The organism is Maritimibacter harenae, from assembly GCF_009882975.1.
GTDB lineage: Bacteria > Pseudomonadota > Alphaproteobacteria > Rhodobacterales > Rhodobacteraceae > Maritimibacter > Maritimibacter harenae.
Genome location: NZ_WTUX01000011.1, coordinates 372618 through 384837 on the forward strand (window position 1 = coordinate 372618; position 12220 = coordinate 384837).

The following is a 12220-nucleotide window of genomic DNA, read 5'->3' on the forward strand; positions in this document are numbered from 1 at the left end:
CCGGCGCATGGCTCATACTTTGGTGTGAGGGCGTGAAGGACAGAGGGACTTGCCCTCGGCGCGGCACGGGTTCAGGCTCCGCTGGCGGAGGAACATCATGTCAGAGCGGTTCGACAACATCCCCGAAATGGCGCTGGACTGGCACCGGGCCGGAAAGGGCGCCGTGCTGGCCACGGTCGTGCAGACCTGGGGCTCGGCGCCCCGGCCGGTGGGCAGCCAGTTGGCAGTCTCCGGTGACGGTGAAATCCAGGGGTCCGTGTCGGGCGGCTGCGTGGAAGGCGCGGTGATCGTCGAGGCGCTTGAAGCGGTCGAGGACGGCGAAAGCCGGCTTCTGACCTTCGGCGTTTCGGATGACGAGGCCTTCGCGGTCGGGCTGGCCTGCGGCGGCACCATACGCGTGCTGGTGGAGCCGGTGGGCAAGGCGATCCCCGAAGACATGCTGGCCGAGCTAGTCGACAAGCGCGCTGCGCGTGCCCCCGTGGCCTACGTGGTGAACGTTGGGAGCTGGACGCGCCGGCTGGCCGGGCGCGCGGACTTCGCCGACCGTTTCCGCGGCGACCGCTCCGGGTTCGAGGAAGACGAGGAAACCTTCGTCGCGATCCACAACCCGCCGCTGCGCATGGTCGTGGTGGGGGCCGTCCACATCGCCCAGGCGTTGGTCCCGATGGCGCGGCTCGCGGGCTATGACCCGCTGATCATCGACCCGCGCGGCGCCTTCGCGCAGGATCACCGTTTCCCCGGCGAGGACATCCGCGAGGATTACCCGGACGAGGTGTTGCCCGAGGTCGGGCTCGACGCGCGCACCGCCGTCGTCACGCTGTCGCACGACCCCAAGATCGACGATCCGGCGATCGAGGCGGCGCTGGCCTCCGAATGCTTCTACCTTGGCTGCCTCGGCTCCACCCGCACGCACGCCAAGCGCGTCGATCGGCTGAAGGAGCGCGGCTATACCGAAAAGCAGATCGCGCGCATCCATGCGCCCGTCGGGCTCGATATCGGGTCGAAGTCGCCCGCCGAGATCGCGATTTCGGTCATGGCGCAGGTCACGCAGGCGTTGAGGCAGGGCTGATGGAGTTCGGCGCGGTCCCCGTGACGCAGGCGGCCGGGGCGGTGCTGGCCCATTCCGTCGCGCTGCCCGACGGCAAGCTCAAGAAGGGTCGCGTCCTTTCGCCCGACGAGGTCGCGCGCCTGGAGGCGGCCGGGATCACCCGCGTGACCGTCGCGCGGCTCGGTCCCGACGACATGGGCGAGGACGAGGCGGCACTGATGCTGGCCCGGGCGCTGGTCGAGGGGGGGCAGGGCCTCCGGCTCTCCAAGCCCTTCACCGGCCGGGTCAACATCCACGCGACCGGCGTCGGTCTTGCCCGTCTCGACGTGGAGCGGCTGCACGCCGTCAACGCGGTCGACGAGATGGTGACGCTCGCCACGGTGCCGGCGTGGCACCGGATGGGCGAGGGGGGCATGGTCGGCACGGTCAAGGTCATCTCCTACGGGGCGCCGCGCGCCTCGGTGGAAAAGGCGGCCGAGATCGGGCGTGGCGCAGTGACACTGGCGCCGGTGGTGACGCCCGACGCGACGCTCATCGTGACGACCCATGACGCCGGGTCGAGCGAAGAGACCGGCAAGGGTCTGAAGGCCATCGAAGGGCGGCTCGACGCGCTCGGGATGCAGCTTCGTGCGACCGAACGCGTGGCCCATGATGCGGACGCGGTGGCAGAGGCGATCGGGCGTGCCATCGGTGCGATGGTCCTGATCCTCACCGCCTCGGCCACCTCCGACCCGCGCGACGTGGGGCCGGACGCGGTGCGCCTTGCGGGAGGGCAGGTCACGCGCTTCGGCATGCCGGTCGACCCCGGCAACCTGCTGTTCTACGGCACGCTGGGCGACGGGCGCCCGGTGATCGGCCTTCCCGGCTGTGCGCGCTCGCCCGCGCTCAACGGCGCGGACTGGGTGCTCGAACGGCTTGCCGCCGGCCACCCGCCCGACCGGACCGAGATCGGCCGGATGGGTGTGGGCGGGCTGCTCAAGGAAATCCCGACGCGCAAGCAGCCAAGGGCGGGGTGACACCAAAGGACTATAGCCGGTGCTCACGGAATCTTGCCTACTCGGGGCCAAACGACACGCGGAGCGGTGCTTCCCAGGCGCCCCGTCCGGTGCTCTACTGAAAGACAGAACAAGGGAGGATCACATGACGAACGTAACCATGACGATCAATGGGCGGTCCGTGTCCGGCACGGTCGAGGGCCGCACGTTGCTGTCGTCGTTCATCCGCGAACAGGCGGGGCTGACAGGCACGCACGTGGGCTGCGACACCGCGCAATGCGGGGCCTGCACGCTTCACGTGAACGGCGAGTCGGTCAAAAGCTGCAACATGTTCGCGCTGGAAGCCGACGGGGCCGAGGTCACGACGATCGAGGGCATGGCCAACGACGACGGGTCGCTGTCGACGATCCAGCAGGCGTTCCAGGACCATCACGGGCTTCAGTGCGGCTTCTGCACCCCGGGCATGGTGATGACCGCGGCCGCGCTTCTGAAGGAGAACCCGACGCCCACCGAGGAGGAGGTGCGCGGTTACCTGTCGGGCAACCTGTGCCGCTGCACGGGCTACCACAACATCGTCAAGGCGATCATGGCGGCGTCCGGGCAGGACGTGAGCCGCATCGCCGCCGAATAAGCAGGCCCAAGCCAGCACATATCCAGGGAGGATAGACATGCCAGCAGATGGAGGTATCGGCGCACCGATGAAGCGCCGCGAGGACATTCGGTTCCTGACGGGGACCGGCCGCTACACGGACGATCTCAACCGGCCCGGCCAGGCCTATGTTCATTTCCTGCGCTCCAACGTGGCGCATGGACGGCTCAAGTCGGTGAACACCGAGGAGGCCGCGAAGATGCCCGGCGTCGTGCGGATCTTCACCGGGGCCGATTTCGAAGGCGTCGGCAGCATCCCCTGCGGCTGGCAGGTGACCGACAAGCACGGTCAGCCGATGCAGGAGCCCGCCCACCCGGTGCTGGCCCAGGGCAAGGTGCGCCACGTGGGCGACCCGATCGCTGCGGTCGTGGCCGAGACGCCGGACCAGGCGCGTGATGCGGCCGAGGCCATCGAGGTCGACATCGAGGATCTGCCGGCCGTGGTCGACATGAAGAAAGCCGTCGAAGAGGGCGCGCCGAAGGTCCATGACGACCTGACGTCGAACCTCTGCTACGACTGGGGCTTCGTGGAGGAGAACAAGGCCGCCGTGGACGAGGCGTTCGAAAAGGCCGCCCATGTCACCCGGCTGGAGCTCAAGAACAACCGTCTGGTGGCCAACCCGATGGAGCCGCGCGTCGCGATCGGGGATTACGACCCGGCCGGCGACAACTCCACGCTCTACACCACCAGCCAGAACCCGCACGTGATCCGGCTCCTGATGGGCGCCTTCGTGCTGGGCATCCCGGAGCACAAGCTGCGCGTGGTCGCACCGGACGTGGGCGGCGGTTTCGGCACCAAGATCTTCCACTACGCCGAGGAAGCGTTCTGCACCTTCGCGGCCAAGCAGCTCAAGCGCCCGGTGAAATGGACCTCGAGCCGCTCGGAAGCCTTCATGTCCGACGCCCACGGCCGTGACCACGTCACGACCATCGAACTGGCGCTCGACGGCGACAACAACTTCACCGCGCTGCGCACGGAAACCTTCGCGAACATGGGGGCGTATCTCTCCACCTTCGCGCCGTCGGTGCCGACGTGGCTTCACGGCACGCTGATGGCCGGCAACTACAAGACGCCGCTCATCTACGTGAACGTGAAGGCCGTCTTCACCAACACGGTGCCGGTGGACGCCTACCGGGGCGCCGGGCGGCCCGAGGCGACCTACCAGCTGGAGCGCGTGATCGACAAGGCGGCGCGCGAGCTGGGCGTCGACCCGATCGACCTGCGCCGGCAGAACTTCGTCACGGAGTTCCCCTATGCCACGCCGGTCGCGGTGGAATACGACACCGGCGACTACAACGCCACGATGGACAAGCTGTCCGAGATCGCCGACCTGTCCGGCTTCGAGGCGCGTCTGGCGGAGTCCAAGAAGAACGGCAAGCTGCGTGGTCTGGGCGTGAACTGCTACATCGAGGCCTGCGGCATCGCGCCGTCGAACCTCGTCGGTCAGCTCGGCGCGCGGGCGGGGCTTTACGAAAGCGCCACCGTGCGGGTGAACGCCACCGGCGGGCTCACCGTGATGACCGGTTCGCACAGCCACGGGCAGGGGCACGAGACCGCCTTCCCGCAGGTGATCGCGGAAATGATCGGGATCGACCCCTCGATGGTCGAGATCGTCCACGGCGACACCGCCAACACCCCGATGGGCATGGGCACCTACGGCTCGCGCTCCCTCGCGGTCGGCGGCTCGGCGATGGTGCGGGCGACCGAGAAGATCATCAACAAGGCCAAGAAGATCGCGGCGCACCTGCTCGAAGCCTCGGAAGGGGACATCGAGCTCAAGGACGGCGCGTTCAGTGTGGCGGGCACCGACAAGTCGGTCGCCTGGGGCGACGTGACGCTCGCCGCCTACGTGCCGCACAACTACCCGCTCGAGGAGATCGAGCCGGGTCTCGAGGAAACGGCCTTCTACGATCCGGCCAACTTCACCTACCCGGCGGGCGCCTATGCCTGCGAGGTCGAGGTGGACCCCGAGACCGGCAAGGTCACGATCGAACGCTTCGCCGCCGCCGACGACTTCGGCAACGTGGTGAACCCGATGATCGTCGAGGGGCAGGTGCACGGGGGGCTTGCCCAGGGCATCGGGCAGGCGCTGCTCGAGGGCTGCGCCTACGACGAGGACGGCCAGCTTCTCACCGGCTCCTACATGGATTACGCCATGCCGCGCGCCGATGACGTGCCGTATTACGACGTGGACCATTCCTGCCAGACGCCGTGCACCCACAACCCGCTCGGGGTGAAGGGCTGCGGCGAGGCCGGGGCCATCGGCTCGCCGCCGGCGGTGGTCAATGCCGTGGTCGACGCGCTCCAGCGCGCCGGCAAGGACGTGACTCACATCGACATGCCGCTCAGCCCGTCGCGGGTCTGGGCCGCGATGAACCAGTAAGGAGGACGCGCTATGTACGCATTCGAACTGACACGGCCGACCTCGCTGGCCGATGCGATCAAGGCCCTGGGCGAAGAAGACGCCCAGCCGCTCTCGGGCGGGCAGACCCTGATCCCGACGCTGAAACAGCGGCTCGCCATGCCCTCGACCCTCGTTTCCCTGTCCGGGATCGAGGAGCTCAAGGGCATCAAGAACGAGGGCGGCACGCTCTCCATCGGGGCGGCGACCACCCACGCAGCGGTCGCGCGGGACGGCTCCTACCCGGCGCTGTCGGACCTGGCCGGCCATATCGGCGACCCGCACGTGCGCAATCGCGGCACCATCGGCGGTTCGATCGCCAACAACGACCCCTCGGCCTGCTACCCCGCGGCCGCGCTCGGGTCGGGCGCGACGATCGTGACCAACAACCGCGAAATCGGGGCCGACGACTTCTTCACCGGCCTGTTCGAGACGGCGCTGGACGAGGGCGAGATCGTGACCGCGGTCAAGTTCCCGATCCCCGAGAAGGCGGCCTACGTGAAATTCGAGCAGCCCGCGTCGCGCTTCGCGCTGGTGGGCGTGTTCGTGGCCAAGACCGCTGACGGCGTGCGCGTGGCGGTGACGGGCGCCTCCGAGGGCGGCGTGTTCCGCTGGAGCGAGGCGGAAAAGGCGCTGGACGGCAACTTCTCGCCCGACGCGGTCGACGGGCTCACGCTGCCCGCCGACGACATGATCGGCGACCTGCACGGAAGCCCGGAATACCGGGCCCACCTCGTGGGCGTGATCACCAAGCGAGCGGTGGCCAAGGCCGGCTGAGCCCCGCCAGACCCTATCCTCCTGGCCGCGTCCCTTCGGGGGCGCGGTTTTTCTTTGGATTGCGGTGCTGCGCGATTGGCGGGGAGGATACCCGCCCCGCGTGCATTTCTCCTTGTGGTCGGAACCGGGAGCGCCGGCGGGGCGTTCTGCGACCAACGTTGCCCAAAGAATGGGCGGAAATTGGAGATCTGTTCGATGCTGAAAAACGCGATGAAATCGACCTCGGTCCTGGCGCTGTGCACCGCGCTTATGACGCCGCCGGTGTTTGCCCAGAACGAGGAGGAGAACCTCGAGGAATGCGGTGTCACCGGCCCGTTTCCCTGCGTGACCGAAGACGGCACGCGGGTCGAGAACGCCGTGGAGCTGGCCCGCGAAACGCTGCTGCCGGGTGAAGACGGCGAGCAGGAAGAGGCGCAAGGCAACGGCCAGGGCAATGGCCAGGGGCCCAGTGAGAACGCGAACGAGAACGCCCGGGACAACGCGCAGGGCGAAGCGAACGCGAATGCCGAGGCCAATGCCAATGCCGACGCGAACGCCGAGGCCAGCGACGACGATGAGGACGGCCTGGTCGAGAACCTTGCCGAAGACCTGACCGAAACCGGCGAGAATGCCGCCGAGCAGGTCGAGGAAACCGTCGACGCGATCGGTGACGCGGCCGAGGAACAGGTCGACGAGACGGAAGAGACTGCCGAAGACGCTGCCGATGCGGCCGAGGAACAGGTCGATGAGACCGCAGAGACCGCCGAGGAAGCCGCCGATACGGCCGAAGAGCAGGTCGAGGACACCGCCGAAGACGCGGCCGAGGCCACCGAAGAGACGGCCGAGGACCTTGCGGACACGCTCCCGGAAGAAGCCGCTGAAGAGGCCGAGGCGAACGCCGAAGCCGACGCGCAAGCCGAAGCCGAAGCGCAGGCTGAAGCCGAAGCTGCCGCCGAGGCCGAAGCCGAAGCTGCCGCGGAAGCCGAGGTGACCGAAGAGGAAGACAACCAGACCGCGGCCGATGCCGTCGAAGAGACGACCGAGGACCTCGCCGACGCGCTTGACGGCGAGACCGAGGAAGAGATGACCGCGGGCGAGCGGGTCGAGGCGGAAACCTCGGCTGAAACCGCTCAGGCGCCGGCGATGCCGGACGAGCCGACCGAGGACGAAGCACCGGAAGCCGCCGCGGCCGCCGATGCCGAGGTCACCGTCGAAGAGGAAATGCCGGAAGGCGAGAACGTGACCGTCGAACGCGTCACCGAAGCCGAGGCGCGCTCCTCGAACGAAGAGTTCGAAACCGAAGTCACCGTCACCGGCGAAGCCGAAGCTGAAGCCCAGGCGGAGACGCGCGAAGCGGGTGACGGCGAGAACAACACCGGCTTCAACCGTCAGCTGACCGACTTCGAGAAGCTGGTCCTGGCCGGCCTTGGCGGTATTGCCGTGGGCACCATTCTCGCCAATGGCGACGAGATCGTGTCGAACACCGGTGATCGCATCGTGGTCCAGAACCCCGATGGCAGCTACAGCGTGCTCAAGAACGATGACGAGATCCTGCGCCGCCCCGGCTCGGTCGTCTCGACCAAGAGCTACGATGACGGTTCGACCCGCACCGTGGTCGAACGTGAAAACGGCGTGCGCATCGTGACCATCCGGGCGGCGGACGGCACCGTTCTCAAGCGGACGCGCGTGCTGCCGAACGGCGACCGCTACGTGCTCTTCGACGACACGCAGACCGCTGAACCGGTGAGCCGCGAAGACGTGGCGGATTACGAGCCGATCCAAGACATCGAAACCGACACGTCGGACGAACGCGCGCTGCGCCAGGCGCTGCTTGCGTCGATGGACCGTGATCCGGGCCGCACCTATTCGCTGCGCCAGGTGCGCCAGTATTCCGGCGTGCGTGATCTGGCCCCGGTGATCGAGGTCGACAACATCACCTTCAACACCGGCTCGGCCGTCATCACGGCGAGCCAGGCGGAAGAGCTCACGGCCCTTGGCCAGGCGATCCGAGAGGTGATCGAGGAGCGGCCCGACGCGGTCTTCCTCGTCGAAGGTCACACCGACACCGTCGGCAGCGCGGCCTACAACCTCGCCCTGTCGGACCGGCGCGCCGAAAGCGTGGCGCTGGCGCTGACCGAGTACTTCGACGTGCCGCCCGAAAACCTGATCACGCAAGGCTACGGCGAGAGCGAGCTCAAGGTCATGACCACCGGGCCCGAGCGTGCCAACCGCCGCGCCAACGTGCGCAACATCACGCCGCTCCTGCAATAAGCGGCTGAAAAACAAAGAGATTGGGCGCGAAGAGATGATCTTCGCGCCCTTTTTGTGCGTAAGCTGTTAGAACGGACAAAAGGAAAGGAGATCCAGATGGCCAAGGACGAGGTCCCCATCATCGCCGCCAAGTCGCCCGCCGGTGTCGAGCTCGAAGAAGGCGAAACCTACCTTTGGTGCCGATGCGGACGCTCCTCGAACCAGCCGTTCTGCGACGGCTCCCACAAGGGCACCGGGATCACGCCGGTGAAGTTCACCGCCGAGGAAAGCGGGACCGCCTATCTCTGCCGCTGCAAGGCGACCCATGATCAGCCCTATTGCGACGGCACCCATTCCAAGATCGGCGACGACCGGAAGGTGGGGGATCCGTCCCCCGTGCCGGACGAAGAAGACCGGAACGAAGCGCCCGAGGCCGAGGCGACGCCGGAGGAGCCCAACGTCGCGCGCATCCACGAGATCGCGAAGAACGGGCTTGCCGGCGCGCATGGCGAGATGGACGCGATGGGCGTGCCGCGCGACCAGCTGCCCAAGTGGGACGACATCCTTCTTCTGCCCGCACAGGTGGCGCGCAGGCCGCTGATGGACGATGCGGAGGTCGACACCGAAACCGTGATCGGCCCGCAGGCGAAGAAACCGCTCACCCTGTCGATCCCGCTCTTCGTGACAGACATGAGCTTCGGTGCGCTGTCGCCCGAGGCCAAGATCGCGCTCGCCAAGGGGGCCGAGGCCGCCGGGACGGGCATCTGTTCGGGCGAGGGCGGCATGCTGCCCGAGGAGCAGGCGGAGAACTCGCGTTACTTCTACGAGCTCGCCTCGGGCAAGTTCGGTTGGCGCCCGGAGATCGTGGAGAAGGTGCAGGCCTTCCACTTCAAGGGCGGGCAGGCGGCCAAGACCGGCATCGGGGGCCACCTTCCGGCCAACAAGGTCACCGACAAGATCGCCGAGGTGCGCGGACTGAAGGAAGGCGAGGACGCCGTTTCGCCGGCGGCCTTCCCGGATCTCGAGACGCCCGCGGATTTCGCGAAGCTCGCCGACGAGGTGCGCGAACGCACGGGCGGCATCCCGATCGGGTTCAAGCTCTCGGCCAACCACATCGAGGACGACATCGACTTCGCGCTCGAAGCGGGGGCGGATTACATCATCCTCGACGGGCGCGGGGGCGGCACCGGCGCGGCTCCGCTGGCGTTCCGCAACCACATCTCGATCCCCACGATCCCGGCGCTGGCGCGGGCGCGGGCGCATCTCGACCGGCGCGCCGGGCGCGACGTCTCGCTCGTCATCACAGGCGGGCTGCGCATGCCGGAGGATTTCGTGAAGGCCCTGGCGCTGGGGGCGGACGCGATCGCGCTCGGCAATACCGCGATCCAGGCGGTGGGCTGCGTGGCGGCACGCATGTGCCACACCAACAACTGCCCCAGCGGGGTCGCGACCCAGAAAGAGCACCTGCGCAAGCGGCTCGACGTCGAGGTCGGGGCCACCCGGCTTGCCACCTTCTTCGGGGCGAGCACGCAGCTCATGCAGGCGCTGGCGCGGGCCTGCGGGCATGACGCGCTGTCGAAGTTCTCGCAGCGCGACATCACGACCTGGAGCCGCGACATGGCCGACCTGACGCGGATCCGCTACGCCGGGCTCTCCGGCGAGGCGGAATAACCCGCGGACATCAAAAAAGCCCCGCCGAACCGGCGGGGCTTTCGTTTGCGCGCTGGGGCGCGGATCACTTGGTCAGCGGCCCGATCATCATGACCATCTGGCGGCCTTCCATCTTGGGCATGTTCTCGACCTTGCCCAGTTCCTTGACGTCCTCCGCCACGCGCTCGAGCAGCTCGCGGCCCAGGTTCTGGTGGGCCATCTCGCGGCCGCGGAACCGCAGCGTGACCTTCACCTTGTCGCCCTTCTCGAGGAACTTCACGACGTTCTTCATCTTCACTTCGTAGTCGTGCACGTCGGTGTTCGGCCGGAACTTGACCTCTTTGACCTCGATGGTCTTCTGTTTCTTCTTCGCCTCGGATTCCCGCTTCTGCTGTTCGTACTTGAACTTGCCGAAATCCATGATCTTGCAGACCGGCGGTGTCGCGTTGGGCGAGATCTCGACCAGGTCGAGGCCGGCCTGTTCGGCCAGTTCACGCCCGCGTTCGGGGGTGACGACGCCGACGTTTTCGCCTTCTGCGCCGATCAGCCGGATTTCAGGGGCCCGGATCTTTTCGTTAACACGGGGGCCGGTATCGCGCGTCGGGGGCGCGTTGTGGGGTCTGCGAGCTATGGTTGCATTCCTTCGGTTGTTGGCTTGGAAGTTTGGCTCCGGAACGTAAAGCCCGCCCGGGGTGCTTTCAAGCCAATATCTGCCGTGTTCGGGCCAAATCGGCGTTATGGTTGAAGTTTTCCGGACAGGTCCCCTTATCATGGAGAGGGGCGTGTTGCCCCGCCACAACTGGGAGAATGACATGCGCGGAGTATTGGCAATCATCGTGATCGCCGTTCTGGCGGTCGGTGGATATTATCTTTTCATAAATGACGGCGACCCCGAGGCGGCGCTCGACGACGCGAGCGAAGCGGCCTCGGACGTGGGCGACGCGGTGTCCGACACGATGGACGGCGTCGAGGAAGACGCGGACGCGGCCGCGACCGAGGCGGACACGGCCGAGGCCGACATGTCCGCGGAGGCGGAGGCCGACATGGACGCGGCCGCCGAGGATCTCGATGCCGCCGCCGAGGACATGGACCGGGCCGCCGGCGAGATGGCCGACCAGGCGAGCGAGACCGTGGAATCGATGGCCGAGAGCACGGAAGAGGCCGCAGCGGCCGCCGGCGAGGCGCTCGACCAGGCCGCCGAGGACTTGGGCCAGATGGCCGAGGACGGGGCCGACGCGGTCGAAGCGGGCACCGAAGAGGCCGCCCAGACGATGGAGGATGCGGCCGAAAGCGACATGGCGGCAGAGGATCGACCGCTCGACTACTACCTGACGCCGGAAACCTTCGATGCGGAGGTGGTCGCCGAACGGATCGAGGAGTCCGACCTCGACGAGGTTCAGAAAGCCTCGCTCAAGGCCAAGATCGAAGCCGCGTCGCGCGACGACAGCCTCGTACCGGACGTGATCGCGGATATCGAAGCGGCGATGAACGAGTAAAGCGAAACGCCGCCGCAGAAGCTGCGGCGGCGTTCAAATCCAGGGGTGTGGGCCCCGTTCAGTCGAGGAAGGCCTTCTCGACCACGTAGTGTTTCGGGTCCGAATTGGCACCTTCTTCGAGCCCGGCCTCTTCCAGCAATTCCTTGAGTTCCAAGTTGAACGCCAGGTTGCCGCAGATCATCGCGCGGTCGGTTTCCGGCGACAGCGGCTCGACGCCCAGGTCCTTGTAGAGCTCGCCCGAGCGGATCAGGTCGGTGATCCGGCCCATCTTGGGGCTCTCCTCGCGGGTGGTGGTCGGGTAATAACGCAGCTTGGCGAGGTTCTCGTCCCCGATCAGCTCGCGCAGCAGTTCGTCCGACTTGATGTTCTCAATCAGCTCGGCGCCGTATTGCAGTTCGCCCGCTTCGCGGCAGGTGTGCGTGATGATGACCTCCTCGTAATCCTCGTAGGTCTGCGGGTCGCGCAGGAGCGAGGCGAAGGGGGCGATGCCGGTGCCGGTGGCGAAGAACCACACGCGCTTGCCGGGCAGCAGGGCGTCATGCACCAGCGTGCCCACGGGCTTGGGGCGCAGGATGATCTCGTCACCCGGCTGGATGTGCTGGAGCTTCGAGGTGAGCGGGCCGTCCTGCACCTTGATCGAGTAGAACTCGAGCTCTTCGTCCCAGGAGGGCGAGGCGATGGAATAGGCCCGCAGAAGCGGCTTCTGCTTGCCGGTCTTGGGGTCCGGATCGCCCATCAGCCCGATCATGACGAATTCGCCCGAGCGGAAGCGCAGGGATGCGGGCCGGGTCACGCGGAACGAGAACAGCCGGTCGGTCCAGTGCTTGACCTCGGTCACGGTCTGGGCGTCGGGCAGGGTGGGAACGGGGCGGATTTTCTGTGCTTCGGTCACGGGGGCCTGGTCATTCATGAACATTCACAGGGGCCACGGCCCCCGTCCTCTGATCTGGCGTATACAGGAGGTCGCGGCGCGGG

At 67.3% G+C, this 12220-nt stretch carries 10 protein-coding genes; 8 read left to right on the forward strand and 2 right to left on the reverse strand.

The genetic code is table 11. The features are described from left to right. Positions 1-97: 97 nt before the first annotated feature. The 7 genes from GQE99_RS08545 to GQE99_RS08575 all read left to right on the forward strand — a co-directional run bounded on the left by GQE99_RS08545 (position 98) and on the right by GQE99_RS08575 (position 9770). Positions 98-1069: an XdhC family protein gene (locus tag GQE99_RS08545; protein ID WP_161351173.1), complete on the forward strand. Its 972-nt coding sequence runs from the start codon at positions 98-100 to the stop codon at positions 1067-1069. Beyond that, positions 1069-2064, forward strand: a complete 996-nt coding sequence (locus GQE99_RS08550) for a molybdopterin-binding protein (protein ID WP_161351174.1) — start codon at positions 1069-1071, stop codon at positions 2062-2064. Before GQE99_RS08545 ends, GQE99_RS08550 begins: the two co-directional genes overlap by 1 nt. Before the next feature lie 124 nt (positions 2065-2188). Then, positions 2189-2674 carry a (2Fe-2S)-binding protein gene (locus GQE99_RS08555; RefSeq protein WP_161351175.1) on the forward strand — a complete coding sequence of 162 codons (486 nt, stop codon included), beginning with the start codon at positions 2189-2191 and terminating at the stop codon, positions 2672-2674. A 37-nt stretch (positions 2675-2711) separates the two neighbouring features. After that, entirely contained in the window at positions 2712-5075 is a 2364-nt protein-coding gene (locus GQE99_RS08560; RefSeq protein ID WP_161351176.1) for a xanthine dehydrogenase family protein molybdopterin-binding subunit, read from the forward strand. A 12-nt stretch (positions 5076-5087) separates the two neighbouring features. Beyond that, the gene (locus GQE99_RS08565) at positions 5088-5870 is read left to right on the forward strand and encodes an FAD binding domain-containing protein (RefSeq protein ID WP_161351177.1); all 783 of its coding nucleotides are present in this window, start codon (positions 5088-5090) and stop codon (positions 5868-5870) included. A 195-nt stretch (positions 5871-6065) separates the two neighbouring features. Further along, positions 6066-8120, forward strand: coding sequence for an OmpA family protein (locus GQE99_RS08570; protein WP_161351178.1), 2055 nt, complete (start codon positions 6066-6068; stop codon positions 8118-8120). 96 nt (positions 8121-8216) lie between these two features. Next, a complete protein-coding gene (locus GQE99_RS08575) occupies positions 8217-9770 on the forward strand; it encodes a glutamate synthase-related protein (RefSeq protein ID WP_161351179.1) in 1554 nt (517 codons plus the stop codon). 64 nt (positions 9771-9834) lie between these two features. Here GQE99_RS08575 and infC read toward each other — a convergent pair whose 3' ends face one another. After that, positions 9835-10584, reverse strand: a complete 750-nt coding sequence (infC, locus tag GQE99_RS08580; RefSeq protein WP_328794080.1) for a translation initiation factor IF-3 — start codon at positions 10582-10584, stop codon at positions 9835-9837. Between infC and GQE99_RS08585 the strand changes: the two genes are divergently transcribed. Continuing rightward, positions 10562-11245, forward strand: coding sequence for a hypothetical protein (locus GQE99_RS08585; protein WP_161351181.1), 684 nt, complete (start codon positions 10562-10564; stop codon positions 11243-11245). The two genes, infC and GQE99_RS08585, sit on opposite strands and share 23 nt — an antisense overlap. A 58-nt stretch (positions 11246-11303) precedes the next feature. On the opposite strand, the gene GQE99_RS08590 is transcribed toward GQE99_RS08585, so the two are convergent. Further along, positions 11304-12155: a ferredoxin--NADP reductase gene (locus tag GQE99_RS08590; RefSeq protein WP_161351182.1), complete on the reverse strand. Its 852-nt coding sequence runs from the start codon at positions 12153-12155 to the stop codon at positions 11304-11306. Positions 12156-12220: the final 65 nt, after the last annotated feature.